The sequence below is a fragment of the Corallococcus macrosporus genome, assembly GCF_017302985.1.
Lineage (GTDB): Bacteria > Myxococcota > Myxococcia > Myxococcales > Myxococcaceae > Corallococcus > Corallococcus macrosporus_A.
This window is the reverse complement of the sequence record NZ_JAFIMU010000009.1, coordinates 375,878-402,681: the sequence shown is the minus strand read 5'-3', so window position 1 is coordinate 402,681 and position 26,804 is coordinate 375,878. Positions and strand designations below refer to the sequence as shown.

22 protein-coding genes are annotated in these 26,804 nt (G+C 70.9%); 12 read left to right on the top strand and 10 right to left on the bottom strand.

The genetic code is table 11. The features are described 5' to 3' along the window. Positions 1 to 36 precede the first annotated feature (36 nt). The 7 genes from JYK02_RS29675 to JYK02_RS29645 form a co-directional block, all read right to left on the bottom strand. Positions 37 to 2,733: an LPS-assembly protein LptD gene (locus JYK02_RS29675; RefSeq protein ID WP_207056047.1), complete on the bottom strand. Its 2,697-nt coding sequence runs from the start codon at positions 2,731 to 2,733 to the stop codon at positions 37 to 39. Between the two features lie 52 nt (positions 2,734 to 2,785). Continuing rightward, positions 2,786 to 4,309: an AMIN domain-containing protein gene (locus JYK02_RS40550; RefSeq protein WP_207056045.1), complete on the bottom strand. Its 1,524-nt coding sequence runs from the start codon at positions 4,307 to 4,309 to the stop codon at positions 2,786 to 2,788. Positions 4,310 to 4,407: 98 nt separating this feature from the next. Further along, positions 4,408 to 5,679 carry an alpha/beta fold hydrolase gene (locus JYK02_RS29665; RefSeq protein WP_207056043.1) on the bottom strand — a complete coding sequence of 424 codons (1,272 nt, stop codon included), beginning with the start codon at positions 5,677 to 5,679 and terminating at the stop codon, positions 4,408 to 4,410. Positions 5,680 to 5,688: 9 nt separating this feature from the next. Continuing rightward, positions 5,689 to 7,002 carry a bifunctional folylpolyglutamate synthase/dihydrofolate synthase gene (locus JYK02_RS29660; RefSeq protein WP_207056041.1) on the bottom strand — a complete coding sequence of 438 codons (1,314 nt, stop codon included), beginning with the start codon at positions 7,000 to 7,002 and terminating at the stop codon, positions 5,689 to 5,691. A gap of 18 nt (positions 7,003 to 7,020) precedes the next feature. Further along, complete coding sequence (gene accD / locus JYK02_RS29655) at positions 7,021 to 7,872, bottom strand: acetyl-CoA carboxylase, carboxyltransferase subunit beta (RefSeq protein WP_207056039.1); 852 nt, start codon at positions 7,870 to 7,872, stop codon at positions 7,021 to 7,023. Positions 7,873 to 7,944: 72 nt separating this feature from the next. Then, positions 7,945 to 8,700: an MBL fold metallo-hydrolase gene (locus JYK02_RS29650; RefSeq protein WP_120527169.1), complete on the bottom strand. Its 756-nt coding sequence runs from the start codon at positions 8,698 to 8,700 to the stop codon at positions 7,945 to 7,947. 1 nt (position 8,701) lies between these two features. Then, on the bottom strand, positions 8,702 to 9,352 hold the full coding sequence (locus tag JYK02_RS29645) for a Crp/Fnr family transcriptional regulator (RefSeq protein ID WP_207056037.1): 651 nt from the start codon (positions 9,350 to 9,352) through the stop codon (positions 8,702 to 8,704). Positions 9,353 to 9,504: 152 nt separating this feature from the next. On the opposite strand from JYK02_RS29645, the gene purM reads away from it, so the two are divergent. Genes purM through JYK02_RS29630 form a run of 3 tightly spaced genes read left to right on the top strand, consistent with a single transcriptional unit; the run spans position 9,505 to position 11,704 of the window. Next, on the top strand, positions 9,505 to 10,542 hold the full coding sequence (gene purM, locus JYK02_RS29640; RefSeq protein ID WP_207056035.1) for a phosphoribosylformylglycinamidine cyclo-ligase: 1,038 nt from the start codon (positions 9,505 to 9,507) through the stop codon (positions 10,540 to 10,542). Continuing rightward, on the top strand, positions 10,539 to 11,204 hold the full coding sequence (gene purN / locus JYK02_RS29635; protein WP_207056034.1) for a phosphoribosylglycinamide formyltransferase: 666 nt from the start codon (positions 10,539 to 10,541) through the stop codon (positions 11,202 to 11,204). Before purM ends, purN begins: the two co-directional genes overlap by 4 nt. Continuing rightward, positions 11,201 to 11,704: a DUF523 domain-containing protein gene (locus JYK02_RS29630; RefSeq protein ID WP_347402613.1), complete on the top strand. Its 504-nt coding sequence runs from the start codon at positions 11,201 to 11,203 to the stop codon at positions 11,702 to 11,704. Before purN ends, JYK02_RS29630 begins: the two co-directional genes overlap by 4 nt. 24 nt (positions 11,705 to 11,728) lie before the next feature. On the opposite strand, the gene JYK02_RS29625 is transcribed toward JYK02_RS29630, so the two are convergent. Next, positions 11,729 to 12,802, bottom strand: coding sequence for an enoyl-CoA hydratase/isomerase family protein (locus JYK02_RS29625; protein ID WP_207056032.1), 1,074 nt, complete (start codon positions 12,800 to 12,802; stop codon positions 11,729 to 11,731). 83 nt (positions 12,803 to 12,885) lie between these two features. Here JYK02_RS29625 and JYK02_RS29620 point away from each other — a divergent pair, with 83 nt between their 5' ends. The 6 genes from JYK02_RS29620 to JYK02_RS29595 all read left to right on the top strand — a co-directional run bounded on the left by JYK02_RS29620 (position 12,886) and on the right by JYK02_RS29595 (position 18,807). Next, entirely contained in the window at positions 12,886 to 13,575 is a 690-nt protein-coding gene (locus JYK02_RS29620; protein ID WP_207056030.1) for an HAD family hydrolase, read from the top strand. A gap of 95 nt (positions 13,576 to 13,670) precedes the next feature. Further along, positions 13,671 to 15,179, top strand: a complete 1,509-nt coding sequence (locus tag JYK02_RS29615) for an NAD(P)-binding protein (protein ID WP_207056028.1) — start codon at positions 13,671 to 13,673, stop codon at positions 15,177 to 15,179. 105 nt (positions 15,180 to 15,284) lie between these two features. Continuing rightward, the gene (rpmB, locus tag JYK02_RS29610; protein WP_014398134.1) at positions 15,285 to 15,476 is read left to right on the top strand and encodes a 50S ribosomal protein L28; all 192 of its coding nucleotides are present in this window, start codon (positions 15,285 to 15,287) and stop codon (positions 15,474 to 15,476) included. A gap of 23 nt (positions 15,477 to 15,499) precedes the next feature. Further along, positions 15,500 to 16,417, top strand: a complete 918-nt coding sequence (murQ, locus tag JYK02_RS29605) for an N-acetylmuramic acid 6-phosphate etherase (protein ID WP_207056026.1) — start codon at positions 15,500 to 15,502, stop codon at positions 16,415 to 16,417. Positions 16,418 to 16,498: 81 nt separating this feature from the next. Further along, a complete protein-coding gene (locus tag JYK02_RS29600; RefSeq protein ID WP_207056024.1) occupies positions 16,499 to 17,662 on the top strand; it encodes an anhydro-N-acetylmuramic acid kinase in 1,164 nt (387 codons plus the stop codon). Then, a complete protein-coding gene (locus JYK02_RS29595) occupies positions 17,659 to 18,807 on the top strand; it encodes an ADP-ribosylation factor-like protein (RefSeq protein ID WP_207056023.1) in 1,149 nt (382 codons plus the stop codon). The genes JYK02_RS29600 and JYK02_RS29595 overlap by 4 nt, the downstream gene beginning before the upstream one ends. A gap of 46 nt (positions 18,808 to 18,853) precedes the next feature. Here the strand turns inward: JYK02_RS29595 and JYK02_RS29590 are convergent, their stop codons facing one another. After that, positions 18,854 to 19,939: a DUF4388 domain-containing protein gene (locus JYK02_RS29590; protein WP_207056022.1), complete on the bottom strand. Its 1,086-nt coding sequence runs from the start codon at positions 19,937 to 19,939 to the stop codon at positions 18,854 to 18,856. A 32-nt stretch (positions 19,940 to 19,971) separates the two neighbouring features. On the opposite strand from JYK02_RS29590, the gene JYK02_RS29585 reads away from it, so the two are divergent. The 3 genes from JYK02_RS29585 to JYK02_RS29575 are packed head-to-tail and all read left to right on the top strand — an operon-like array spanning position 19,972 to position 25,021. Beyond that, complete coding sequence (locus tag JYK02_RS29585) at positions 19,972 to 20,907, top strand: metalloenzyme (protein WP_207056021.1); 936 nt, start codon at positions 19,972 to 19,974, stop codon at positions 20,905 to 20,907. Positions 20,908 to 20,918: 11 nt separating this feature from the next. Beyond that, complete coding sequence (locus JYK02_RS29580; RefSeq protein WP_207056020.1) at positions 20,919 to 21,890, top strand: hypothetical protein; 972 nt, start codon at positions 20,919 to 20,921, stop codon at positions 21,888 to 21,890. 38 nt (positions 21,891 to 21,928) lie between these two features. Beyond that, positions 21,929 to 25,021, top strand: coding sequence for an alpha amylase C-terminal domain-containing protein (locus JYK02_RS29575; protein ID WP_207056019.1), 3,093 nt, complete (start codon positions 21,929 to 21,931; stop codon positions 25,019 to 25,021). Here JYK02_RS29575 and JYK02_RS29570 read toward each other — a convergent pair. Next, positions 25,018 to 26,703, bottom strand: a complete 1,686-nt coding sequence (locus JYK02_RS29570) for a TldD/PmbA family protein (protein ID WP_242589370.1) — start codon at positions 26,701 to 26,703, stop codon at positions 25,018 to 25,020. The genes JYK02_RS29575 and JYK02_RS29570 overlap by 4 nt on opposite strands. Between the last annotated feature and the right edge of the window lie 101 nt (positions 26,704 to 26,804).

Sequence of the window (26,804 nt, the reverse complement as noted above, 5' to 3'; positions counted from 1 at the left end):
GAGGTGAGTGCAACGCTCGCGTACGGCGGGTGATTCCTACCCTCCCGACCCAAAGGACCCGAAACCGGCCACACTCAGATTAACGCCGGCGAATTCCGGCGACTGATTGCGCCGCAGGATCACCACCCCCTCGATGCGCCAGCAGTCACAGGCGGGTCCGTAGGACACACCGAAGGTCTGCTGTGCAAGGGGCTGACTTTCCTGGGAAATCGAGTCCTTATAAAGCGGTTGCACCAACGCTTCGTATCGCAATCCGAGCCCGAATCCGAGTTTGATTCGCGTACCGGCAGTGAGAGCCTGTGCCCGTTCGGTCGGAGAGGGATCGAGCTGGTCGTTGTGGGACGGCAGGCGACGAGGTGCGTCTCCCACCAGCATGTCCACGCCCCGCCGTACGAAATCGGGTCCCTGTGCCAGGGGATCCAACCCGCGATCAATTGACAATTGTTTCACCGCGAGCAGGTCGTCGTAGCGCGCGTACAGCGCATTGCCCCTGCCATTGTCGATGGTGAAGTCCGCGGAGAGCTGGGTGATGTCGCGCGTCGTCGGATCCATGCGGACGACGGCGCCCGCGGTGAGGACGCCGGCGCTGGCGGACAGGCGCGCGAAGGTGTCGCGCAGCACGCTGCCCTCCACCAGGTCCCGGCCCGCCACGGGCGCGACGCGGGACAGGTCGAAGCCCTGGCCGATGCGCAGGCGCAGCGGTTCGCGGGTCGTGGGGCCCTTGCGGACGCGCAGCGTCTGGTCCACGGCGACCACGGCGTGGAGGAAGCCGCGCACGCGGCCGTCGGACTTCAGCGGCACGGCGGAGTCCCACTCGTCGTAGATGAGCGGCAGCGTGCCGGAGCCGTTGGACTTCAGGACAGTGCGCCCCGCGCCCCAGCCGCCGGGCACGTAGCGCAGGCTCACCGACGGGGACAGCGTGTGGCGGTAGAGCGTGTCGCCGTCCTTGAAGGTGCGCGCCAGCTGCGAGTCCAGCACCAGGTCCGCCAGCGGGTAGCCGCGTGCGTTGGTGCGGCCGGAGACCTCGCCCACGGACACGGCCTGGCGCAGCCCCACGGAGGGCGTCAGCCGGCCCCAGGTGCCCAGCCCGTAGGACGTGGACAGGCGCGGGGCCAGCATCACGCGGTCGCGGCCCTCGCGCTCCATGGGGTCGAGGCGGCCGTTGCCCTCCAGGATGTCCTGCGGCAGCGCGAAGTAGTTGTACTCCAGCGGGTAGCCCTCCGGGCGGAACAGGCGCAGCGGCGCGAATTGCCCGTCGAAGCCGTCGTCCGCGAAGCCGCGGCTGCGCAGCGGCGCCAGCCGGCTGTATTCCACGTGGAGCCCGCCCATCACGCGCCCCCCGAAGAGGGGCCGCTCGGGCAGGGCCAGGGTGAGACCCGGCAGCCGCTGGAACGTCGTCGGGCCGTGGGGCTCGGTGGCGACGTTGTCCGCCGTGGCCTCGGCGGGGATGGTGTTCGTCTGGAAGAACCGGAAGGGGTAGCGCAGGTCCTGGCGCAGCGACACGTCCAGCCCCAGGTAGCGCTCGTCCTTGCGCTGGTACACGACGGCGGTGCTGCGCAGGTAGTTGGTGTTCTGCACCAGCAGGTCGGCGGTGAGGTCGCGCGTGTAGAAGCCGTCCGACACGAAGTACGCGTCCACACGGTCGTGCCAGCCGTCGCCCAGGTCCTGCGTGTGCTGCCAGGACGCCTCGCCGCGCACGCCCCGCTTCTCGTCGACGATCTCCGAGGTGTAATCCCGCACGCCCGGAGCGACCTCCCGGTAGACGCGCATGAAGTCCAGGGTGATGGGGTTCAGCCGGGGCCGCAGGTCGTAGAGGAAGCCCAGCGTGGCCCGGCCGCGCGTGCGGTCGCTGGGGACGTAGCGGAACTCGGTCAGCAGCCGCGGGCCTTTCACGCCGTTGGGGCGCGGCTCGCGGATGGTCGTCTTCTCCCGGTCGGAGAAGAAGGTGTTCGTCACGTCGCCGCTGCCCGTGATGATGCCCGGCGTGAACGTCAGGTCGTAGCTCTCCCCCAGCGTGACGAAGACGGGCACGTCCAGCGCGAAGCCGTTGAGGCCGGAGTTGGAGGGCCGGGGGATGAGCAGGCCGGAGCGGCGCTCGGCCAGGGGCAGGTACAGCCACGGCAGCGCGAACACCGGCACCGAGCGCACGTACACCACGGGCCAGGTGAGGATGGCGCGCTCGCCCATCTTCACGTTGGCCTCCTTGGCCTCCACGCGCCAGCCAGGCTCACCCGGGCCGCACTGGCACGGGGTGAAGGCCAGGCCGTCCACGGAGAAGGCCGTCTCCCCCGTGCGGCGGATGCGCGTGCCGCTCATGAGGACGGGGGTCTCCCCCAGCTTGCGTAATTCGTCCGGTGTCTTGGCGGCCTGGAGCGCTTCGGGCGTGACGCCCTTCTTCTGCATGAAGAGGCCGCCCTTCACGTTGGCCTCGTTGGAGCGCAGGTCCACGCGCACGTCGTCCGCGATGGCGGCCATCAGGCCGCTGACGAACATGACGTTGCCGGTGGCGGTGGCCACCTGCGTGGCCTCGCTGTACGTCACCTCGTCCGCGCGCAGCACGTTGGGGCCGCTGCGCAGCTCGCAGTGGCCCCGGGCGGTGAGGGTGTCGTTTTCGTAGACGACGTAGTCGGCCGCCAGCTCCACGACCTCGCCGGTGGGAAGTTCCACCTGCGTGGCCAGCGGAATCTGGGCCGACACCCAGAGCGTCAGGACGACCGGGGCAAGGAAGGTCATGCGGGAGGCGTGGGCGGGGGGGCGCCGTGCCGGCAACGGCGCCCGTCCCGTCCTACCGGCCCGGGCGCGGGAAGTCGAGGGTGATGAGGCCGCCTTCCTGGCGTGTCTCATAACGAACCCCCTGCTTCAGCTGGATGACGACGCGCACGGTCTGGCCCGACCCGGCGAAGGCCTCCACCCGCGACACGGCCGACGGGAAGAAGTGCGTGTCCAGGGGCAGCGTGTTGTTGGACTCCACCACGCGCGTGTTCTCCAGCTCCAGCACCACCTGGTTGCCGGAGCCGCCCACCGTGTAGCGCACGGGCTCGTTGGTGCGCACGAAGACGCGCGAGCTGTCCGGCTGCTGCTGGAAGCCAATCAGCGTCATCGTCTTGCGGCGCGACGACACCGAGCCCCCGCCGCTCTCGCGCGGCTCGGAGGCGGCGCTGCCCTGGCTGGGACGGGCGCGCGACTCACGGGCCGCCACGGCCTGCTCGCGGCGCTCCCGGGCCTCCTCCGCCCGCTGGCGCTTCTTCTCGGCGGTGGCCAGGTGGGCCGCCTGCTGCTCCTCGCGGCGGGCCTGCGCGGCGGCGCGGCGCTCCTCTTCCTTCTGGCGGCGCTCGTCGGCTGCGGCCTGCGCGGCGGCCTTCTTCTGCTCCGCGGCCGTCTTCGCGGCGGCCTGGCGCTCCTCGGCGGCGGCCTGGGCGGCGGCCCGCTTCTCGTCGGCGGCGGCCTGCGCGGCGGCCTTCTTCTGCTCCGCGGCCGTCTTCGCCTCCTCCTCGCGCTGGCGCTTCTGGTCGGCGGCGGCCTGGGCGCTGGCGCGGCGCTCGTCCTCGGCGCGCTTCGCGGCGGCCTGGGCCTCCTCCTCCTGGCGCTTGCGCTCCGCGACGGCGGCCTCCTCGGACTTGCGGCGCTCCTCGTCCTGGCGCTGCGCGGCGACCCGGGCCTCTTCCTGACGCTTGAGCTGCGCGTCCGAGTCCGCCTTGGCGCGGGCGGCGGCCTCGGCGGCGGCCTTCTCCTGGGCCTCGCGCTCCGCCCGGGCGGCGTCGGCGGCGGCCTTCGCGGCCTTCTCCTGCGCCTCACGGTCCGACGCGGCGGCGCGGGCCGCGTCCTGGGCGCTGGCTCCGGCGGGCGTGTTGGCCGCGACGGCCGTGCCCTGCGCCGGCGTCCCCTGAGCTTCCGCGGGCGTGTTGGCCGCGACGGCCGTGCCGCCCCCGCCGCCCAGGACCTTCACCACCAGCGTGTTGCCGGAGGACTGGATGTCCGTCTCCACCTCGCGCTCGTAGCCGATGAGGATGCGCGCGATGGACGCGGACTCCGTGCCGTACGTGGCGGTGCGGATGCCGGTGACGGTGCCGTTGCCCACCGGCTGCTCCTCCGCCACGCCCTGGAAGACGGCGCCGGACACGTCGATGACGAGCCGGGGCGGATCCGTCATGGTGAAGCTGTTGAAGTCCGGCTTCTTGCTGCCGGTGATCTCCACCGTCCCGCCGCTCACGGAGATGGCCGTGATGGTGTTGAGGTCCGCCGGCTGCTGCGCCAGCGCCACCAGCGGCACGAGCCACAATCCGAGCAGCGACACCGCGAAGCCCTTCATCGACCACTCCCGTGACATGCGTCAGAAGACAGACGCGCGCGAAATTATCACGCGCCCGGGAGGCACCAACTTTTCAGGCTGACCGGAACGTCCGCGCTTCAACGCAAGCGCGGCATGGACGGCGAGCGCGTGCGGTGCGTGCGCGTGTACTCGATGAGGTTCTTGATGTCGTAGCAGATCTGCCGGATGTCGTGCCCCATCGTCAGCTCGACGTGGCTGTTGCCCTTCACCGGCCGCCACAGCAGGTACTCGCTCTTCGCGGCACGGTACACGCTGCGAGTGGACTCCACGGACGCCAGCGGATCCATGTCCCCGAAGATGATGGCCATGGGGATCTCAATCTTGCCGAAGCCACGCTTGAAGTCGTAGTCCGTGCGGTAGCAGACCATCTCGCCCCGGCGGATCCACCGGGCGAACTGTTCAATCACCTTGCGCGGCTCGCGCTCGCCGCCCTCGCGCAGCAGCCAGCGGATGTCGTCGCGGCTGACGCGCTCCGTGTTGATGAGCCGGTTCAGCTTGCGCGTGAAGCGCTGATACAGCGCGGACTCGTCCGCCTGCGCCAGCTGCCGCTCCACCCACTTGAGCACCACGTCCACCGGCACCGCGTTGAACACCAGCGGCTTCGCGTCCTCCGGCGCCAGGCGCTTCTGGAGCGAGGGGCTGAAGGCGCCCGCCCCCTTCGCCAGGAGCGAGCGGCCCAGCGACGCCGCGCGGCGGTTGAGGTTCATCCCGCCCAGCGTCAGGTCCACCGCGCTGGCGACCAGCGGCGAGCCGTGCGCCAGCGCGCGCAGGAGCATGAAGCCGCGCCCCAGGTCCGCGGGCGACCCGATGGTGATGAGCCCCTCGAAGTCGTCGTGGATGCCGGCGTAGCCGTAGCCCAGCATGCCGCCCATGGAGTGGCCGCAGTAGAAGATGCGCTCGCGCCGGGTGATGCGCTTGACGCCGGAGACGGCCGCCGGCAGGTCGTAGAGGAAGTAGCTGTCCAGGTCCCAGCCGTAGTCCAGGTCCTGCGGCAGCGGGCGCTTGAAGCGCTCCGCGCGCTCCCTCTGGAAGGCGATGGAGCTCTTGCCGTGCCCGCGCAGCTCCAGGATGTGGATGTCCACGCCGAAGAAGAGCAGGTTCTTCACGAACTGGCCGCTCGTCCACGTGTGCCGGTTCTGGGAGAAGCCGTGCACCAGCAGCAGCGGCTCACCGAACAGCGGCTGCGCGAACGCCTGTTTCACCGGCCGGTAGCGCGTGATGACGAGCGACCAGCCGTCCGCCGTCTCCACCACGTAGTTCGTCTTGGAGTACAGCGCCCGGAAATCGACCTCGTCGACGGTGGGCATCGGAGGTCCCGGAAGCGCTGATCTCCAGTCCGGCAGGCGCATGTCGCAAAGTTACTGCTGCTGCTGCGTTGCGCCAAGGCTTCGGTCGACCATTCGCTTCACGGCGCCTACCAGGAACAGTGAACCTGTCGCCAGAACGACGCCGTCCGGACGACCCACTGCATCGTCCTTCGCTCCGGCAAGGGCCTCCGCCAGGGAGGCGTGCGAGACCACCCGTGAACACAAATCCCGTGCTTCAGCGATGTATCGCTCCGGAGCAAGCGAGCGCGGCGTGTCCAGCGGCGTGAGGTGCACGGAGGCCGCCAGCGGAAACAGGGCCTGCATCATCGGCCCCCGGTCCTTGTCCGCCACCACACCGAACACCAGGTGCAGCGGCCTGCCCGCGTAGAGGGCGCGCAGGGCCTCCAGCAACACCGCCACACCCGCCGGGTTGTGGGCGCCGTCCACCACCACCGTTGGCCCCTGGGACACTTCCTCCAGCCGCCCGGGCCAGCGCGCGGTGGCCAGGCCTTCGCGCGCGGCCTCCGGCGTCACCACCACGCCCCGGGCCCGGAGGGCCTCCAGGCAGGCCAGGGCCACGGCCGCGTTCTGGCGCTGATACGGACCGCGCAGCGCGAGCGTGAGTCCGTCGAGCGACCAGCTCGCGCCCCGGTACGACAGCGTGTCATTGGACCCGGGGACGATGCCGAAGTCGCGGCCCTCCACCTGGACGGGCACGCCCAGTTCCTCCGCGCGGCGCAGCAGCGACTCCAGCGCCTCCGGCTCCTGCTTCGACAGCACCACCGGGACGCCGGCCTTGAAGATGCCGGCCTTCTCCCGGGCGATCTCCCGGAGCGTGTGGCCCAGGTACTCCATGTGGTCGAAGGACACGGGCGTGACGCACGTGACGACCGGGCTCGCGGCGCTGGTGGCGTCCAGCCGGCCGCCCAGCCCCGTCTCCAGCACGGCCACGTCCACGCGCTCGCGGGAGAAGTGCCAGAGCGCGACCACGGTGCCGAACTCGAAGTACGTCATCGGATCCGACAGCGCGGAGGGGTAGCGCTCCAGCACCTCCAGGATGCGCTGCCCGAAGACGTCGTCCGGGATGTCCGAGCCGTTCAGGCGGATCCGCTCGTTGACGCGCACCAGGTGCGGGGACGTGTAGAGCCCCACGCGGTGGCCGGCGGCCTCCAGCGCGCGCGCCACGAAGGCGCAGGTGCTGCCCTTGCCGTTGGTCCCGGCGACGTGCAGCGCCGGGTAGTCGCGCTCCGGATGGCCGAGCGCGACGAGCGCGTCCTTCACGCGCTCCAGCCCCAGCTTGATGCCGGAGGGGTTGAGCGCCTGGAAGAAGCGCAGGGCTTCTTCCGGAGTGCGAGGGGCGTCCATGGGTGGAGGCCCGCCGCCCTACCCCAGCATGCCCAGGAGCTGGCCCAGCTTCCCGCGCAGCTCCTTGCGGTGGACGATGGCGTCGATCATCCCGTGGTCCAGCAGGAACTCCGAGCGCTGGAAGCCCTCCGGCAGCTTCTGGCGGATGGTCTGTTCAATCACGCGCGGGCCGGCGAAGCCGATGAGGGCCTTGGGCTCCGCGAGGATGATGTCGCCCAGCCAGGAGAAGGACGCGGCCACGCCGCCCGTCGTGGGGTTGAGCATCACGGAGATGTACGGCTTGCCGCTGGTGCGGAAGCGGGCAATGGCCGCGGACGTCTTCGCCATCTGCATGAGGGAGAAGATGCCCTCCTGCATGCGCGCGCCGCCGGACGCGGAGAACACCACCGCGGGGCACTTGAGCTCGAAGGCGCGCTCGAACACGCGCGTCACCTTCTCACCCACCACGGAGCCCATGGAGCCGCCCATGAACTCGAACACGAAGCTGCCGATGGAGACGGGGTGTCCCTCGATGCGGCCCACGCCGGAGATGAACGCGTCGTTCTCCTCCAGGTTCTTGCGCGTGGACTTCAGGCGGTCCTTGTACTTCTTGGAGTCGGTGAAGCCGAGCGGGTCCTGGGGCTCCAGCTCCTTGTCGAACTCCTCGAAGGAGTCCGGATCCAGCGTGGCGGCCAGGCGCGCGCGAGCCGTCCAGGCGTGGTGGTGCTCGCAGTGCATGCACACCATCCAGTTCTTCTCGAGCTCCTGGCGGTAGATGATCTCGTCGCACTGCTCGCACTTGGCCCAGAGGCCCTGCATGCGGGAGGGCTGGGGCTCGGCGACGGGCTCAGGGTCAACGGCGATGCGGGGCTTCTTGGAGAACCAGGCCATGGGGCCCGGGGGTTAATCCGGCCGCCGCGAGCCGTCAATACCTCCGTACGGCGCGCCGCGGCACACCCGGCGCTAGAACTGGAACGTCTCTCCCAGCTCCAGGACGTTCACCGGCAGCGGGGCCAGCTCCTTCTTGAGCTGGGTCACGAACGCGGGCTTCAGGTGGTAGAGCATCACCTGGGCGCCGTTGCGGTCGAACTTGCGCAGCTCCGAGCCCACGGTGGCGGGCGTGAGGTGGCCGGAGATGTCCGCCAGGGCCTGCAGGCTGTTGGGGAAGCTGGCTTCCAGGAGCAGCGCCTTGAGGTTCTTCGTGGCGTTGAGCGCCTTCCACAGCTTGTCCGTGGGGCCGGTGTCGCCGCTCATCGCGAGCGACGACTTGCCGTCGCTGATGATGAAGGCGCACGACTCCACGGGGTGGCTCACCGGGACGCTCTTCACGGTGTAGGGGCCCACCTGGAAGGTGCTGCCGGCGCGGAAGGTCTTGATGGCCAGGACGGGCTTGTGGCGCGTGGGGATGCGCGTGAAGTCCGGCCACAGCGAGTTGTTGAACATGTTCTCGCGCAGCGCCTTGGCGCACTCGCGGGAGGCATGGATGGTGACGGGCCTGTCGCGCCGGCCGATGACGAGGTCGGCGAGCAGCGGCAGGTCCTTCACGTGGTCGAAGTGGCTGTGGCCGACGAGCACGTCGTCCACCTTGCACAGCTGCTCCAGCGAGAGCGTCCCGGTGAGTGCGCCCGCGTCGAGCGCGAGCACGTCATCCACGAGGAAGCAGGTGCTCCTGCACGTGGGAAGCTCGCCGCCGTGGCACCCGAGGACTTGCAGCTTCACGCTAGAGGTCTCCGAACTTCCACTTCATCTCAAGGTAGTTGAGGAAGTCATGCAGCCGGGCCGTGTCATACACGGTGACCCTGTCACCGCTGCGCTCGATGAGGCCCGCGCGCTCCAGGCGCTCCAGCATGCTGCGCACGGCGGGCTCGCCCACGCCGATCTGCCGGGGCATGTCCCGCACGGCGAAGTCCACCTCCACGCCCTCCTCCAGGGGCCGGCCGCGCGTCTGGCAGGCCTGGAGGATCTGGTGCACGACGCGGCTCGCCGGGTCGCCGTGGAGCAGGTTTTCAATCTGGGCGTCCGCCTCGGAGAGGCGCTCGGCCAGCTTCTTGATCATCCGCACGGCGATCTCCGCGTTGCCGCGGATCATCGCCTCGAAGGTCTTCGGGTCGATGACGAGCAGCTTCGCGTCGTCATGCACCACGGCGGAGGCGTTCCGGGGCTTGTTGGAGATGATGGCCATCTCGCCGAAGAACTCGCCCGGGCCCAGCACGGCGAGCACCTTCTCCACGTCGCGCACGCGCTTGGAGATGGCGATCTTCCCGGACTGGATGACGAACATCTCCTTGCCGATCTCTCCCTCGCGGAAGAGCTCGGTGCCCTTGGGGAACTCCTTGCCAAAACGTTGAAAGAGGGTTTCCTCGGCGCCCATCTGGCCCGCGAGTCAATCAGCCCCCACCCCACCGGTCAAATATCCCAGACCGATATCGTGCGGGCACCCGAGGGCGGCGTGCCGCCGCAAACCCGACAGGTCCTCTCCGTGGCCCGAGACAGGGGCCCCCGGGAGGGGTACAAGGCCGGCCCGTGGGAACGACCTACAAGCAGTCCGGAGTAGACATCGAGGCCGGCGACGCGTTCGTCGAGAAGATCAAGCCCCATGCCGCGCGCACCACGCGCCCCGAGGTGTTGGCCGGGGTGGGCGGGTTCGGCGGCCTGTTCGCACTGCCGCCCGGCAAGTACCAGGCGCCGGTGCTGGTGGCGGGCACCGACGGCGTGGGCACCAAGCTGAAGGTGGCCTTCCTGGCGGGGCGCCACGACACGGTGGGCATCGACCTGGTGGCCATGTCGGTGAACGACATCCTCACCTGTGGCGCGGAGCCGCTCTTCTTCCTGGACTACTTCGCCACGGGGAAGCTGGAGGTGGACGCCGCGGCGGAGGTGGTCAAGGGCATTGCCCTGGGCTGCGAGCAGGCGGGGTGCGCGCTGCTGGGCGGGGAGACGGCGGAGATGCCGGGCTTCTACGCGCGGGGCGAGTACGACGTCGCGGGCTTCTGCGTGGGGGTGGTGGAGCGCTCCGCCATCATCGACGGCAAGACGGTGAAGCCGGGTGACGCGCTCATCGGCCTCACGTCGTCCGGCCTGCACAGCAACGGCTACTCGCTGGCGCGCAAGGTACTGCTGGACGACGCGAAGCTGCCGCTGGACATGACGCCGCCGGGGCTGGACCGGCCGCTGGGTGACGCGCTGCTGGAGCCCACGCGCATCTACGTCAAGGACGCGCTCGCGCTGTGCCAGGCCGTGAAGGTGAAGGGCATGGCGCACATCACCGGCAGCGGCATCCCGGGCAACCTGCCCCGCTGCCTGCCGGACGGGACGCGCGCGGTGCTGACCGAGTCCTCGTGGAAGAAGCCGGCCATCTTCGACCTCATCGCGAAGACGGGCGGCGTGGCGCGCGACGAGATGTTCAGCACGTTCAACATGGGCCTGGGCCTCATCGTCGTGGTGGCGAAGGAGGACGTGGCGAAGGCGCTGGAGGTGCTGCGCGCCCGGGGTGTGGAGGCGTCCGAGGTGGGCCGGGTGGAAGCGGGCCAGGGCGAGGCCACGGCGGTCATCGATCCATGAGCGTGAAGCGGGCGCGGCTGGGGGTGCTCGTCAGCGGCGGCGGGAGCAACCTGCAGGCGCTGCTCGACGCGGCCGGGCAGGCGGACTACCCGGCCGAGGTGGCGTGCGTGCTGTCCAACGTGCCCACGGCGTTCGCGCTGGAGCGCGCCCGGAAGGCGGGCGTGCGCGCGGAGGTGGTGGACCACAAGGGCTTCGGGTCGAAGGCGGACTTCGAGGCGGCGGTGCTCGGCGTGCTGGCGGACGCGGGCGTGGAGTGGGTGTGCCTGGCGGGCTTCATGCGGCTGGTGAGCGCGGACTTCCTCAAGCGCTTCCCGGGACGCGTGCTGAACATCCACCCTTCCCTGCTGCCGTCGTTCCCGGGCCTGCATGCGCAGCGGCAGGCGCTGGAGCGCGGCGTGAAGGTGGCCGGCTGCACGGTGCACTACGTGGACGCGGGCACGGACACGGGCCCCATCATCGCGCAGGCCGCGGTGCCCGTGCTGCCGGACGATGACGAGGCGAGCCTGAGCGCGCGCATCCTCGCGGAGGAGCACCGGCTGTATCCGCTGGCCGTGCGGCTGGCGGTGACGGGCGCGGTGACGCTGGACGGGACGCGCACGAAGGTGGCTGCGCGGGTGACGGGCGACGGCATGGCGCTTCGCAGCCCGGGTGCGCCGAAGTGACGGAAGCGCGGGACCCGGATCAGGCTCGTGACGCCCGGAGAGAGGCCCTGCGCGAGGCCCCCACGGTGATGGTCAGCGCGTGCCTGCTGGGTGAGGCGTGCCGCTACGACGGACGCTCGCAGCGGTCGGAGCGCGTGCTCGCGGCGCTGGAGGGCAAGGCGGTCATCCCCATCTGCCCGGAGGCCGCCGCGGGCCTGGGCATTCCGCGGCCTCCCGTGGACCTTGCCGGTGGAACGGGCGTGGACGTCTGGGCCGGTCGTGCGCGGGCCCTCACGCGGGAGACGCGCGAGGACCGCACCGCCGCGTTCCAGGATGGCGCCCGTCAGGCTCTCGAAGCCGCGCGCCGGTTCGACGTCACGGTGGCGCTCTTGAAGGAAAAGAGCCCTTCGTGCGGCAGCCAGCGCGTCTACGAGTCCGGCGTGCTGCGCCCCGGCGAAGGCATCACCACCGCGCTGCTTCGCGCGGACGGGCGTACCGTCGTGAGCGACGAGGACCTGTAGCCACCTCGAGACGCGAAGCACGGATCAGCGCGAAGCGGGCAGCTCCAGCTCGTTCCCTGGCCGGGGCGCGAAGCAGGCCTCCACCTCCGCGTCCGTCACCTCCGCGAGCGTGGCCGGGTTCCAGCGCGGCTTCTGATCCTTGTCCACCAGCACCGCGCGGATCCCCTCCTGGAAGTCCGGCCGCGCGGTCAGCGCCTGGCTCAACCGGTACTCCATGCGCGCCGTCGCGTCATAGTCCTGGCCGCGCCCGATGCGCAGCTGCCGCAGCGTCACGCGGAGGCTCGTGGGCGACATGCGCAGCAGCGTCGCGCGGGTCTCCTCCGCCCACGGCGTGCCCTCGCGCTCCAGCGCCGCGAGGATGTCCTCCACGCGGTTCCCCTGGAAGGACCGCTGGATGACGTCCGCCTTCGTCGCGAGCCCCGAAGGCCCCGGCTCCTGATGGAAGCCCTGGAGCACGCGCGCCGCCACCTCACGCCCCGGCCCGCTCCAGTCCGCGGCCACCAGCGCGGCCAGCACGTCCTCCAGCCGCGAGGACTCCACCCGGTGCGTCGCGTACCCCAGCCACAGCGCATCCGCCGCGTCACACCTCACGCCAGTGAGTCCCAGGTACGTCCCCGTCTCGCCCGGGAAGCGCGGCAGGAACCAGCCACCTCCCACGTCCGGGAAGATGCCGATGGCCGTCTCCGGCATCGCGAGCATCAGCCTCTCCGTCACCACCCGGAAGGCCCCGTGCACGGACAGGCCCAGCCCACCGCCCATGCAGATGCCGTCCACCAGCGCGATGAACGGTTTCGGGAAGTGGTGGATGCGGTGGTTGAGCGCGTACTCCGCCAGGAAGAAATCGCGCGACAGCGACGCGCCGGTGTCCGGCCGTGCGACCGAACCAGCCACCGCGCGCACGTCCCCTCCCGCGCAGAACGCCTTGCCGCCCGCGCCGCGGATCACCACCGCCTTCACGGACGGATCCGCCGCCCACGCGTCCAACTGGGGGTGCAGCGCCCGGCACATCTCCAGCGAGAGCGCGTTGAGCGCCTTCGGTCGGTTGAGGGTGACCAGACCCACCGCGCCCCGCGTCTCCAGCAGCACGTCCTCGCTCATGCCGTGGGGGATATCAGCCCGGAAGGGGCTCGCACGCGAGATTCGGGGGTGACATGGCGGCCAGAATCGGTATTGGGAAGAACATGACTTCCGCTGCCGCCCCCCTGCTCGCCGCCGTCTTCGACATGGATGGCACGCTCGTCGACAACATGGACTTCCACAACCGCGCCTGGGTGTCGCTCGCCCGGAAGCTGGGGCTGGAGGGACTGACGGCGGAACGCTTCCAGAACGAGTTCGCGGGCAAGAAGAACGAGGAGATCCTCCCGCAGCTGCTGGGCCGCAACCTCTCCGTCGCGGAGCTGGACGCGCTCGCGGACGAGAAGGAGTCCCACTACCGCGCCATCTACCGGCCCTACCTGGCGCTGCACCGGGGCGCGGAGGGCTTCCTGCACCGCCTGCGCGACGCGCGTCTGCCCCTGGCCGTGGCCACCGCCGCGCCGCAGGGCAACCGCGAGCTGGTGCTGGACGGGCTCTCCTTGCGGCCCCTCTTCACCAGCATCGTCGGCGCTGAACAGGTGACGCGGGGCAAGCCCGCGCCGGACATCTTCCTCGCGGCCGCGAAGGCGCTGAACGTGCCCCCCGAGTCGTGCCTGGCCTTCGAGGACGCCATCAACGGCGTGCTGTCCGCGCGCGCCGCCGGCATGGTCACCGTGGGCATCACCACCACCACGACCGCGGAGGCGCTGAAGAAGGCGGGGGCCCACTACACCGCCCCGGACTTCGACACGCTGCCCCCGGAGCTGCTCGCGCGCCTGTTCAGCTCCAGGGCCTAGAGGGGCCGGGCCGCCCCACCCCGGGGCCGCCTCCCTGGAAGCCGGGGCGCCAAAAGGGCGCCAGACGCGATGACGTTGTGTAGTGTTCGGCGGCCATGTCGACGTCCGCCGCCAAACTCAAGCTCCCCTCGGGCCCGTCCCGGCACGTGTATGACGTCATCGTGCTGGGCAGCCAGGTCGGAGGCGCGCTCGCCGCCGCGCTCCTGGCGAAGCGCAACCACCGCGTGTTGCTGGTGGAGCACGACGGCATGGGGCCCGGCTACGAGCACGACGGCTTCATCCTGCCCTACGCACCCTTCGTCGCGCCGCCCCTCAAGGCGATGCCCGCGGTGGAGGAGGCCCTCAACGAGCTGGGCCTGTCCACCGCCATCGGCCGCGCGCTGCGCCCCCACGCCCCGGAGCTCCAGCTGGTGCTGCCCCGCAACCGGGTGGACCTGCCCGGCGACGCCGCCCGCCGCCGCGCGGAGCTGACGCGCGAGTTCGGCGAGGCCGGCGAGGGCATCCAGGGCGCGCTCACCGGCAGCGCCGCGCAGCACGAGGCCACCGACGCCTTCTTCAAGGAAGGCCCCCAGCTGCCGCCCGACGGCTTCTTCGAGGGCTGGAAGCTCAAGGGGCAGATCAAGGAGCACCCGGCCCTGGAGGCCTCGCCCAGGCTCGCGGGAGATGATCCGGCGCTGTCGCTGGTGCGCGGCCTGCTGCCCTTCCTGGTCCACCTGGAGAAGCCCTCCGCGCCCCTGGCGCACACGCGGGCCCTGTCCCAGGTGCTCACCGCACCGTCCACCTATCCCGGCGGCATGGACGCCCTGCGCGACGTGCTCACCCGGCGGCTGACGGAGCTGGGCGGCGACGTGCTGGGCCGCGACAACCCGGCGGGCTTCATCGTGGAGGAGCTGGCCTTCGACGGCAGCAAGTTCTCCGGCGTGAAGCTGGTGCGCTCGGACACGCTCTACCGCGCGTCGTGCTTGGTGACGGCCACGGACTCCGGGGCGCTGCGCCGGCTGGTGACGGACAAGAAGCACAACCGCGGCCTGCTGGAGCACCTGGATCAGTCCAACATCAAGTCGCTGCTCTTCAGCGTGAACTGGGTGGTGCCGGAGGCGGCGCTCCCGCGCGGCATGGGCGAGCTGGTGCTGGTGGACACGCAGGACCCGGAGCTGGGCCCGCTGCTCGTGCAGCAGCACCCCGCGCGCACCGGAGGCAAGGACGTGGAGGGCGTGCGCGTGGTGTGCGCGGGCGCCTTCGTCCCGGCCACCGCGCGCGAGGAGGGCGAGGAGGCCCTCCGGGCGCTGGCCGCGCGCATCGACGAGCACCTGGACCGGCTGATGCCCTTCACGAAGCAGCACCGCGCGCTGCGCTCGGTCCCCTACCTGGACGCCGGGGGGGTGCGCGGCAGCCGGCTCATGCCCCACCCGCTCTACAGCTTCGAAACGGAAGCCTTCCTGGGCGTCACGGGGTTGAAGCAGCGCACGCCCGCGAAGAACGTGATCCTGGCGGGTCGCGAGGTGTTGCCCGGCCTGGGCCTCGAAGGCGAGCTGCTCGCGGGCATGCGGGCCGCGAAGCTGGTGCAGGAGATGTTGAAGAAGAAGGATCCGCTCAAGGGATAGGCCCTCGGGTCGGATCCGGCTGGATTTCCGGCCTGTTTCTGGTAGGGTCCGCCGCTCTTTTATGGGCTGCTGTCGAACGCCCCAGTTTTCAAGGAGTTAGCAGTCATGGCGTGGAAGTGCGACCTCTGTGGGAAGCGTCCGCTGGTGGGTAACAACGTCAGCCACGCGAACAACAAGACCAAGAAGCGGACCCTGCCGAACCTGCAGAAGGTCCGGGCGAACGTCAGCGGCAGCATCGAGCGCGTGCTGGCCTGCACCCGCTGCATCAAGGCCGGCAAGGTGACCAAGGCCGCCTGAAGTCCGGGAGCCTTCCGGTGGGCATGACGCGCGCTCGAAAGTCCGCGCTTCCGCCCACCGAACGGCTCCATCCCCGCGCGGATGACCTGGACCTCCTCTCTGTCGAGGCGGTCGTCCGACGGTTGCATCAAGAAGACCTGATCGCGCTGCGCGCGGTCCGTGAGGCCTTGCCGTCCATCACGGCGGCGGCCCGGGCCGTGGCGGAAGCGCTACGCGCTGGCGGCCGGCTGCTCTACGTGGGCGCGGGCACCAGCGGTCGGCTCGGCGTGCTCGACGCGAGCGAGTGTCCCCCCACCTTCGGTGTCCCGGCGACGCGGGTCCAGGCGGCCATCGCGGGCGGCCGCAGGGCCCTGACGCACGCCGTGGAGGGCGCCGAGGACGACGTCGGCGCGGGGGCCCGGGCGGTGCGGGCCTTCCGGGCGACGGCGCGCGACGTCGTGTGTGGCATCTCCGCGTCCGCCTCCACGCCGTATGTCCGGGGCGCGCTGGACGCGGCCCGCGAGCGTGGAGCGCGCACGGTGCTGGTGTGCTGCAACCCGCCCGGGCCGGCCATGCGCGCGGACACGGTGGTGCTGGCGCGCACGGGCCCGGAGGTCGTGGCGGGCTCCACGCGGCTGAAGGCGGGCACGGCGACGAAGCTCGTGCTCAACGCCATCACCACCGCGGCGTTCGTGTCGCTGGGCCACGTGTACCGGGGACGCATGGTGGACGTGCGCCCGACGAACGTGAAGCTGCGGGCCCGCGCGGTGCGCATGGTGGCGGAGCTCACGGACCTGCCCCCGGCGCGCGCGGAGGCGCTGCTGGAGGCCGCGGGGGACAACGTGAAGCTGGCGCTGGCCATGCACTTCACCGGGCTTCCCGCGGCCCAGGCCCGGCGCCGGTTGAAGGACACGGGCCTGCGAGGGCTCGAACGTCCGAAAGCCAGACGGACGTCTTCCTGACGACGACGTTTCCGGACACACACGGCTTGCCCTCCAGGCCGGGGCCCGGCGGGCGTGGGTGCCGGGCTTTAGACTTGGAGCATGCGCCCCGCCACGCCACCCTCCCCCTCCCTGCCGCCCCGGCTGTGCGTGGGCGTGCTGTCCGGCACCAGCGTGGACGCGGCGGACGCGGCGCTGTGCCGCGTGGAGGGCACGGGCGCGGACGTGACGCTCCAGTTGCTCGCGCACGTCTCCCATCCCTTCTCTCCGGACCTCGTCTCGCGGGTCCTGGGCCCGCAGGACGCCCGGAGCCTCTGCGCGCTCAACTTCGAGCTCGGGGAGCGCTTCGCGGAGGCAGTCCTCGCCGTCATCGCGCGAGCGGGCGTGAAGCCCGGGGACATCCACGCCGTCGGCTCGCACGGCCAGACGATGGCGCACCTGCCCCCAGACCTGTCGCCCATCGCGTCCACGCTCCAGATTGGCGAAGCGGACGTCATCGCCGAGCGCACCGGCCTGCCCGTCGTCAGCGACTTCCGCACGCGCGACATGGCCGTGGGCGGACAGGGTGCCCCGCTGGTGCCCTACCTGGACTGGGCCGTCTTCCGGAACCGCGAGCGGCCGGACGCCACGCGCGCGTTCCTCAACCTGGGCGGCATCGCCAACGTGAGCGTCGTGGGCGAGCACCTGGACGACACGCTCGCGTTCGACACCGGGCCCGCGAACATGGTGCTGGATGGCCTGGCGCGCCGGGTGACGCAGGGCCAGCTCGGGTGTGACCGGGACGGCAGCCTGTCCTCCCGGGGCCAGGTGATTCCGGCGCTCCTGGAGGAGCTGCTCGCGCATCCGTTCCTCGCCCGTCCCCCTCCGCGCAGCGCGGGCCGCGAGGGCTTTGGCGAGCCGCTGGTGGACCGCCTCTGGAAGGCGGCCCCGGAGCGGCCCCATGACCTGATGGCCACCGCGCGCGCCTTCACCGTGGAGGCCACCGCGCGCGCCTTCGAGACCTGGGTGCACCCCCGTTTTCCCCGGCTGGAGGCGGTGTACGTCTCCGGCGGCGGGACGCGGAACCCGGTGCTCATGGCGGACCTGCGGGCGCGGCTGGCCCCGGTGCCACTGGAGCGGCTGGACGTGCTGGGCTTCCCCGAGGAAGCGAAGGAGGCGGCCCTCTTCGCCCTGCTCGCGGCCGAGCACCGGGCCGGGACGCCCGCGAATGTTCGCCCCGCAACTGGCGCCGGGCGCCGAGTCGTTCTAGGTAAGCTGACACCGTGAGCAGCGTGAACCTGATGGCCCGCGAAGTGGCCGCGAAGATCGTCTTCTACGGCCCCGGCCTGTCGGGGAAGACGACGACCCTGCGAAAGGTCTACGAGACCGTTCGCCCGGCCCACCGCGGCGAGATGATGTCCATCGCCACCGAAGGCGACCGGACGCTCTTCTTCGACTTCCTGCCCGTGAAGGTGGAGCGCGTGGGCGACTGCTCCGTGCGCCTGGCCCTCTACACCGTGCCCGGACAGGTCTTCTACAACGCCACCCGCAAGCTGGTGCTCCAGGGCGCGGACGGCGTGGTGTTCGTGGCGGACTCGCAGGCGGAGGCGATGGACGCCAACCGCGAGTCCCTGGCCAACCTGGAGGAGAACCTCCTGGAGAACGGCATCCGGCTGGAGAACTTCCCGCTGGTGATGCAGTGGAACAAGCGGGACCTGGACAACGTCCTCTCCGTGGAGGAGCTGCGCCGGGAGCTCAACCCGCGCGGCGTCCCCGACTTCGAGTCCGCCGCCACCAACGGCCGCGGCGTGATGGACACGCTCAAGACCATCACCCGGCTGGTCATCAAGGACCTGCGCGCCAAGCGCATCGTCCCGCCGCCCCGCCCCGCGCCGCCCGCGCCCGGCACCGCCCCCGCGGGCCTGGAGGCGCAGCTCGCGCAGCACCTGCACCACCGCCAGCCGCCGGTCGCGCCGCAGTCCGTCGCGCCCAAGGCGGGCCCCACCGCCGCCATCGCCGCCACGCCCGTGCCCCGCACGCTGACGGCGCCCGCCCCGCCCCGCGTGGAGCCCGCCGCCGTGCCCGTCGTCGCCGCGAACACGGGCAGCAAGGTGCTGGGGCCCACGAGCGCGCTTGCGCCCGGGGACCTCTTCGACCACGCCCGCGCCGCGGAGGCCGCCTTCATCGCCGGGGACTACACCACCTGCGTCACCGCCTGCACCGACGCCGTCCGGCGCGCCATGGCGTTCGCGGGGGAAGGCTCCCTGGCCCAGCAGGCTTTCCTGCTCCACGTGGACGGCTCGGACCTGCTGCGGCTGCAGGGCCTGTCCACGCTGCCGCAGCTGCGCGTGGATGACGCGGCCTTCGCGCTCTACGTGCTCATGCAGGTCTTCGTGCGGCTCAACGCCGTGGGCCTGCCGACCGCCGGCTGACGGAACGGCCCGGGCACGGCGTGAAGCCGTGCCCACCGGCTCCAGGTCAGCGCGGGAGCGAGAGTTCCAGCAGCCCCATGCGGTGCAGCTTCGCCAGCGTCTTGAGCGTCTCCAGCTCGCGCGCGGGGCTGGCCAGCACCAGCGTGGACACGTCCCACGTCCCGCTGATCAGCCCGGCGATCTGCCGCTCCTCCGGCTTGAGCATCACCATCGTCTGCGGGGACTGGATGAGCCTCGGCACCACCAGCGGCGGCAGGTCCGCGTAGAGCGCGGCCACGTGCTCGCGCTGCACCAGGCGCGCGAACTCGCGCACGCGCCGGTCCGCGGGGTCGCTGGCCAGCAGCGAACCGCACACGATGCCGGCCGCGTCGTACTGGCCCTCGCGCATCAGCACCGCGCCCTTCTCCAGCATCTCCGCCACCGGATCCGCTTCCACCTGCGGCGCGCCGTCCACCTCCACCAGCTTCGCGCGCAAGAGCTCGTGCACCCGGCGCGTCACCGACGAGCGCGACACGCCCATGGACAGCCGCAGCCGCCCCAGGTTCTGCGGCGTCGTCGTCAGCGCCAGGATGATCCGGTGCATCAGCGGCTGGCTGGGGCTGGGCGGCGCCAGCGCCTTCACGCTCAGCGCGTCGATGGGCAGCGCCTTGTCCACGTCCCCCTGCTCGTCCACCCAGCGCAGGGATTCAAAGAGCAGCTCGCGGATGCTCATGTCGGACGGCACCCAGTCCTCACCGGTGCGGTCCGCGTCCTCCGTCCAGTGGAACGTGCCCTGCCCCGCGATGGTCAGGTCCGTCATCGCCGCGAACAGCTCCTCGCGGCCCAAATCCCGCACCCATCTCGCCTGCACGCCGTGCGCGTCGAAGGCCGCGTCCACGTCCGGCGTGCGCGCCAGCTCGTCGAACGCCGCCAGCACGCGCGTGCCCGTGGCCAGCTTCGGCAGCGATAGCAGGCGGGCCACGCGGCCGCGCAGGCCTTCGCTCGCGGTGGCGCCCACCTGGCCGGACAGGAGGAACAACTTGCGCTCGCCCGCCTCCCACGACAGCTGCAACGTCCCCGTCTTGCGGGAGCTGTCCAGCCATTGAAGGAACTCGGGGAGCGGGTAGCTGAAGAGGTCGCCGTGGATGGCCATGCGTGTCGGATTCGAGGATACAGTCCCGGGCCGTGCGCGTCGCGGTCCTGTTCATCGATGGGGTGGGCATCGGACGGAAGGACCCGGCCGTGAACCCGCTCGCGGACCGCGACCACCTCCTGGCGTGGTTCCAGGACGCCCCCACCCCCGTCCTGCCCCACGGCGGCGTGGGCCTCGCGGTGGACCCCACCTTCGGCGTGCCCGGCCGGCCCCAGTCCGCCTCCAACCAGACCGCCATCCTCACCGGGGACCCCGCGCCCGTCCTCGTGGGGGGCCATGTCCTGGGCTACCCCAACACCGCCCTGAAGGACCTGCTCGCGGAGCGCTCCATCGTGCGGCGCCTCAAGGCCGCGGGCCGCACGGCCACGTTCGCCAACGCGTACCCCGCGCCATACCTGGACGCGCTCGGCGTCCCCCGGCGCCCGTCCACGTCCCCGCCGGAGTTCACCCTGTCCGAGCGCGCCGCGCGCAAGGTGCGCCCCTCCGCCGCGAAGCTCGCCTTCGCCGCGGGCCAGGAGCCGCTGCGCACGCTGGACGACGCGCGGGCGGATGACGGCCTCACCCACGACATCACCGGCGCCAACGCGCGCGCGCACGGACTGGACGTGCCCCACCGCACGCCGGGCGAAGCCGCGGCCCTCTTCTGGCGTATCGCGGGCGGGGCGGACTTCACCTTCTTCGAGCACTACCTCGCCGACGAGGCCGGCCACGCGCAGGACTTCACGGCCGCCCGCCTGGCGCTCGACACCTTCGACGCCTTCCTGCGCGCCGTCGCCGCCACGCGCCCACACGACGCGCGCGTGTTGGTGTGCAGTGACCACGGCAACGTGGAGGACCTGTCGGTTCGAGGACACACCGTGCACGCCGTGCCCATGCTCTACTTCGGCCCCACCGCACCGGAGGTAGCGTCCTTCTCCACCGTCGCGGACGTGGGCCGCGCCGTGGTCCGCTGGCTCGGCGCCGACTGAAGGGACGTGGGATGCGGGTGGGCGGTACCGGACGATGGAGCCTGCTGCTCGCCCTGCTCGCGACGACGGTCCTCCTTTCCGCCTGCGCCTCCGCGCCCCACAAGGCCGTCAACCCCGCCGCCACGCTGGACCTGCCCGGCGGTGAGTTCCGCTTCGCGCACGCCGCGAAGGACACGCAGGCCGCGGACATGGTCCGCATCGCGGTGAAGCACGCGGGCCCCCGCCTGGCGCGCTGGGGCACCTTCCACGAGCCCGTCACCCTGGTCATCCACCCCAACCACGCCGCCCTGGAGCGCGCCGCCAACCGGTCCGGCTACGACTTCCTGCGCGCCTGGGCCCGCTACGAGCAGGTGGAGGTCCAGAGCCCCCGCACGTGGACGAACGCCGGCGCCACGCAGAAGCAGGTGGACGAGCTGCTGCTCCACGAGCTCACCCACAGCCTCATGTGGCAGGCGTCCGCCACCGTGTCCGACTGGACGAAGAAGGGCATCCCCCTGTGGTTCAGTGAGGGCATGGCCTCGTACACCGCCGCCCAGGGCTACCGCGTCCCCAGCCTGGAGGACCTGGCCCGCTTCCTCCACCAGTACCCCCGGGAGGATCCGCTCGCGCGCGCCGAGTCCCTCTACGAGACCCAGAACGCCACCGTGTACGGCGCCGCCCACCACGCCTTCACCTTCCTCATGGAGCGCTACGGCGAGGCGCGCGTCCGGGGCGTCCTCACCGCCATGCGCCAGGGCCTGGACTTCCCCGGCGGCTTCCAGGCGTCCATCGGCCTGCCCGTGGACGCCTTCCTGCGCGACTTCCGCCGCTACGTGTTCCTGCGCGGCTTCAAGGGGGGCCGGTTGACCCCATCCCCGGCCCGTCCTCGCCCCGAAGGGCGCGGAATTCCTCGGAATCCATCGGTTCCGACGTCGTCCACCCCACATTCGCCCACGTCCGCGCCACCGGAGACAACTCCGGGGGCCCCAAGCCCGACAAGTTGAGCAAGCCCGCTATGCGTGGGCCGCCGGAGGTCTCCCCCGTGACCGATTCGAAAATCAACCGCCCGAAACTCACCTCGTCCCCCACCACGGGCTCCTCCTCCGTAGACGCCGCGAAGCTGGCCGAGCAGCAGAAGGCCGCCGCCGCGAAGGCCGCCGCCGCGAAGCGCAACCAGTCCGGCTTCGAGTCCACCCCGGCCACGGGCGCTCGGGCTCCGGTGGCCGGCACCGGCAACCTGGCCCGGTCCGCCAACGCGAGCGCGCTCCTGGGCGCCGCGCCCACCTCCGCCGTGAAGAACAGCGCGACGGTGGCCAACCCGACGACGCGGACCATCACGTTCACGTACGACGCGGGCCCGCACGCGAACCTCACGAACCCGAAGCTCAAGGGCAGTTGGGACGCGACAGGCCGCTTCGACGCGCAGTGGTCCTCCGGCGGCATCCCCATGAAGCCGCTGGGCAACGGCAAGTACGAGGCCACGGTGAAGGTGGCGGACGACGGCCTGGCCCGCAACTGGGAGTGGGGCGTCAGCGTGGACGGCCCGTCCGGCAAGGACCAGTGGGCGGTGATGGGCGAGGGCAACCTCAAGCTGGACCTGTCCAAGCCCACCGCGTCGTACTCGCCCACGACGTACCACTCCATGGGCGCGCAGAAGTCCGGCCAGGACGTGAACTTCAAGTTCTGGGCGCCGGATGCGCGCGCCGTGCAGGTGAAGGTGACGGACAAGCAGGGCCGCGAGCAGCGCATCCCCATGGCGCGCGACGAGGGCGGCAACTGGACCGCGCAGGCCAAGGGCGCGTGGAACCAGATGGAGGGCAAGGCCTACGTCTACGAGGTGGTGGACTCCACGGGCGCCGTGAGCGACCGGCCGGACCCCTACGCGCGCCGGATGATGGGCGAGCAGCGCGGCCTGGACCGGCTCTACCTGGACCCCACGCGCGGCAAGGAGGTGGACCGCTACTTCACCGGCGCCACCGGCCTGATGCGCTTCGACATCGACGACGCCGAGGACGCGGACAGCGCGTACCTGGTCCTCAAGGACGGCGACGGCAACCCGCTCAACAAGGCACAGCTCCAGGAGCGCCTGGGTAGGTTCGACGACACGCTCATCGACAAGCTGCGCGGCGGCAAGTCCAACGACTTCTGGTCGCGAAACGTCACCGACGACGGCCGCATCAAGATGACGAACCACGGCGGCGCGTGGACCACGCTCGTCAACGACCCGGACAAGCTCGCGGGCCTGCGCTACGAGTTCCAGGTGTTCGACAAGGACGCGCAGGGCAAGCTGCACCTGCGCGACGACGTGAACAACGACGGCAAGCTCTCCGACACGGAGCGGCTGGCGTCCTCGGAGAACGACCCCTGGAGCGACGTCATCACCCAGGGCAGCGGCGTGTCCTTCCGCGGCTCCATCCTCACCGACCCCACGGCGTTCCAGTTCAAGAACGACCACGTCCCGCGTGAGAAGGACCCGTCGAAGTGGGTGGTGTACCAGCTGCACGCGGGCAGCTTCCTGGGTCAGGCGGGCAACGCGAACCGCTCCACCATGGAGGACCTGATCAAGAAACTGGATTACTTCAAGGAGCTGGGCGTCACCACGCTGGAGCTCCTGCCCACCAACGAGGTGGAGGGCGCGCGCAACTGGGGCTACCTGGGCGTGAACAGCCTGGCCGCGGAGAGCTCGCTCGGCTTCGAGGACGAGACGGGCAAGTGGGTGGAGGGCGACGAGGCCCTCAAGCGCTTCATCGACGCGGCCCACGGCAAGGGCCTCAACGTGGTGTCGGACGTCGTCTACAACCACGTCTTCGGCGACCACAACGGCCTGTGGAACGTGGGCGGCCCCAGCAACCCCTACTTCAACTGGTCCAAGGAGCCCGGCAAGTTCGAGCAGCGCGACACGCCGTGGGGCGCCGTGCCCGCGTACAACACGCCGCAGGTGAAGCAGCTCTTCGTGGACCACGCCGTGCAGCAGATCGCCGAGCTGAAGTTCGACGGCCTGCGCTTCGACTTCACGGAGCCCATCAAGGGCACGGGCGGCAAGGACGGCTGGGACATGCTCCGGGAGATCAACCGCCAGGTGCACTTCATCAACCCGGACGTGTGGACCGTGGCGGAGCAGTTCGACTACGAGCCGGACATCTCGCGCCCGGCGAAGTCCGACGGCACGGGCGGCGGCTTCGACGCCCAGTGGTACACGGAGTTCCAGCACCGGCTGGTGCGTGACAACAGCAAGCCGGGCCTCATCCAGGCCGCCTCGCGCGGGATGAAGACGGACGTGGACGCGTTCGTGAACCTGATGACGAACCCGCGCGGCCTGGACGGCTGGAAGCACGCGCTGTCCATCATCTCCAACCACGACGAGGTGGGGAACGCCGAGCGCACCCTGGACACCGCGGAGGGCGCCGACCCCACCGACTTCCCGGGCGACTGGTCGCGCGGCGCCGCCCGCTTCGCCGCCGGCATCGGCATGGCCGGCCCCGGCATCCCCATGTTCTTCCAGGGTGACGAGTTCGGCGCGCAGAACTCCTTCAAGTGGGGCAACCCCTCCACCTGGGACAGCGACTGGAGCTGGCAGGACGTGGGCAAGGACGTGGACTTCGGCAAGGTGACGTTCAACGACACCACCAAGGCCACCTACGAGCGCCTCTTCAACCTCTCCCCGGACGCGCGCGCGAAGGACAGCGCGTACAAGGCTTTCTCCGCGGACGACAAGAAGCTGTTCGCGGAAGTGGCCGCCCTGCCTCCTTCCGAGCGCAAGGACGCGATGCTGGACGTCACCCGCCGGCAGTCCTTCGCCTTCTACAAGGACGCCATCGGCCTGCGGAACAGCAGCAACGCCTTCAGCGCGGCCGCGGAGGTCAAGCGCGTCTACACCCACAACGACGACAGCGTGATGGCCTTCACGCGCAAGTCGGGCAACGAGGAGTTCCTCGTGGTGGGCAGCCTCAACAAGAAGAACCTGGAGGGCTACGCGCTGCCGCTGCCTCCCGGGCAGTGGAAGGAAGTGCTGAACAGCGACGCCGCGGTGTACGGCGGCGGCAACTTCGGCAACTACGGCGCCACGCTCAACGGCGGGAACACCCCGGTGAACATCCCCGCCGCCGGCTACGTGGTGCTGAAGAAGGTCGGCTAGCGCTTCGCGTCCGCACCGGCCGCCTGCTTCGACGAGGCGGCCGGGCTGGGCAACAGCGGCGGCCGGTCCTTGCCCTCCATGGTGCGCTGCAGCTCCAGCTCCTGGAGCAGCACCGCGGGCGCCACGGTGGACACGGGCACGTTGCCGCTCTCCGCGCCGCAGAAGCCGTTGAACACGCCCAGCCGCTGCCCCGTGGCGAGGATGCGGTTCACCGACGACAGCGGCGTGCCCACGATTTCGACGCCGCGCACCAGCGTCTCCTCTCCGGTCTTCACGTCCACGCGGTACACCATGCGCGGCACGCCCTTGAAGGCCTGGTAGCCGTAGCTGGACGTGTTGGTGTTGCCGCCGGTGATGTCTCGGATGATGAGGCCGTACGGCTTGCCCTGCCGCTTCGCCTCCGCGATCAGCAGCTTCTTCAGCTCCGCGTCGCTCACCTGCTTCGAGCTGTCCACGAGGAGGTTCGCCATGCGCGCCACTGGCTGGAGCGTGCCCTGCCCGCGCCCGTGGCCGTTGGACTTGGGGAAGCCCTCCACCGGGTGGCGGCTCATCAGGTAGCCCTTGAGCACGCCCTTCTCCACCAGGCTCACCGTCTGCGCCTTCACGCCCTCCTCGTCGTAGAGGTAGTAGCCGTTGAGCGGTTCGCCGTTCACCTCGCGGCGGGACGGATCATCCCGCAGCGACAGGAAGGCCGGGAGGATCTGCTTGCCCTCCTGTCCCTTGAAGGTCTTGCCGTCGGTGTCGCCGTCCTGCCGGTCCGCCTCCAACCGGTGGCCCAGCGTCTCGTGGAAGAGCACGCCCGCGGCCTCCGGCGCCAGGATGGCCGGTCCCGCGTACGGCGTGATGGCCGGCGCCTGCCGCAGCGCGAGCAGCTCGTCGATGACCTTCTGCGCGGCCGCGTGCACTCGCGCCTCGTCGGGCATCCCGGCTTCCGTCGGCAGGTAGAAGCTGCGCGAGTTGTCCAGCAGCTGCCCGTCCGGCGCGCGCGTCACCGCGGAGACGTGGAGCGCGTACAGCGTCTCCTCGGTGATGAGGCGCGTGCCCTCCGAGGACACGAACAGCCGCGTGGACTTGTCCGCGGTGATGCGCACCTCCGAGTCGAACAGCTCCGGGTGCGCGTTGAAGCGCGCGGACACCTCGCGCGCCAGCTTGCGCCACTTCTCGCGGTCGAACGGGAACGCCACCGGCGGCTGCACGTAGCTGGCCGGCGTCTCCTTGGAGAAGGACGCGGGACGCTTGGGGTCCTCCACCGTGTAGACGTCCTCGCCCTTCTTCTTCAGGTACTGGAAGAGCGCGGCCTTGTACTTCTCGTCCGTGACGAGCCACAGCGCCGTGCGCAGCGCGAGCGGCGAGTCGTCCAGCGGCCCGTCCTTGCGCGAGGTGAAGCTGGAGCCCTTGCTGGTGCTGAAGCCGAAGTCCAACGAGTCCGCCACGGAGCTGTCGTACTCGTAGCTGCCCACGCGCACGTCCACGCCCAGCTTGCGCTCGCGGTAGTCGTCGTCCTGGAAGAGCGCTCCGTAGCGCGCGATGATCAGCCGCGACTCGTAGTCCTTCACGCCATAGCTCAGGAAGTACGGCGCCTCATGGCCGTTCACCTTGAGCTGTTGTTGGTTGCGCTGGAGCTCCGCGCCCATCGCGTCCAGGAGCTGGGCGCGAGGGTCGGACGCGGGCGCCGCGCCCATCAGGAGGGACGCGGCCACGAACAGCGGGAACAGGGGACGGGATGGGCCAGGCACGGCCGCGCACTGTAGCGAAAAACAGGCGAGGGCCCTCCCCTCACGCG

Bases quoted from the DNA above. Each gene is read 5' to 3' on its own strand.
- JYK02_RS29615 (WP_207056028.1), top strand. From the start codon at position 13,671: ATGTCGACGTCCGCCGCCAAACTCAAGCTCCCCTCGGGCCCGTCCCGG.
- JYK02_RS29625 (WP_207056032.1), bottom strand. From the start codon at position 12,802: ATGAGCGAGGACGTGCTGCTGGAGACGCGGGGCGCGGTGGGTCTGGTC.
- JYK02_RS29675 (WP_207056047.1), bottom strand. From the start codon at position 2,733: ATGACCTTCCTTGCCCCGGTCGTCCTGACGCTCTGGGTGTCGGCCCAG.
- JYK02_RS29600 (WP_207056024.1), top strand. From the start codon at position 16,499: ATGCGCCCCGCCACGCCACCCTCCCCCTCCCTGCCGCCCCGGCTGTGC.
- JYK02_RS29660 (WP_207056041.1), bottom strand. From the start codon at position 7,002: ATGGACGCCCCTCGCACTCCGGAAGAAGCCCTGCGCTTCTTCCAGGCG.
- JYK02_RS29580 (WP_207056020.1), top strand. From the start codon at position 20,919: ATGCGGGTGGGCGGTACCGGACGATGGAGCCTGCTGCTCGCCCTGCTC.
- JYK02_RS29645 (WP_207056037.1), bottom strand. From the start codon at position 9,352: ATGGGCGCCGAGGAAACCCTCTTTCAACGTTTTGGCAAGGAGTTCCCC.
- accD (WP_207056039.1), bottom strand. From the start codon at position 7,872: ATGGCCTGGTTCTCCAAGAAGCCCCGCATCGCCGTTGACCCTGAGCCC.
- rpmB (WP_014398134.1), top strand. From the start codon at position 15,285: ATGGCGTGGAAGTGCGACCTCTGTGGGAAGCGTCCGCTGGTGGGTAAC.
- purN (WP_207056034.1), top strand. From the start codon at position 10,539: ATGAGCGTGAAGCGGGCGCGGCTGGGGGTGCTCGTCAGCGGCGGCGGG.
- JYK02_RS29665 (WP_207056043.1), bottom strand. From the start codon at position 5,679: ATGCGCCTGCCGGACTGGAGATCAGCGCTTCCGGGACCTCCGATGCCC.
- JYK02_RS29620 (WP_207056030.1), top strand. From the start codon at position 12,886: ATGACTTCCGCTGCCGCCCCCCTGCTCGCCGCCGTCTTCGACATGGAT.
- murQ (WP_207056026.1), top strand. From the start codon at position 15,500: ATGACGCGCGCTCGAAAGTCCGCGCTTCCGCCCACCGAACGGCTCCAT.
- JYK02_RS29570 (WP_242589370.1), bottom strand. From the start codon at position 26,703: ATGGGCGCGGCGCCCGCGTCCGACCCTCGCGCCCAGCTCCTGGACGCG.
- JYK02_RS29590 (WP_207056022.1), bottom strand. From the start codon at position 19,939: ATGGCCATCCACGGCGACCTCTTCAGCTACCCGCTCCCCGAGTTCCTT.
- JYK02_RS40550 (WP_207056045.1), bottom strand. From the start codon at position 4,309: ATGAAGGGCTTCGCGGTGTCGCTGCTCGGATTGTGGCTCGTGCCGCTG.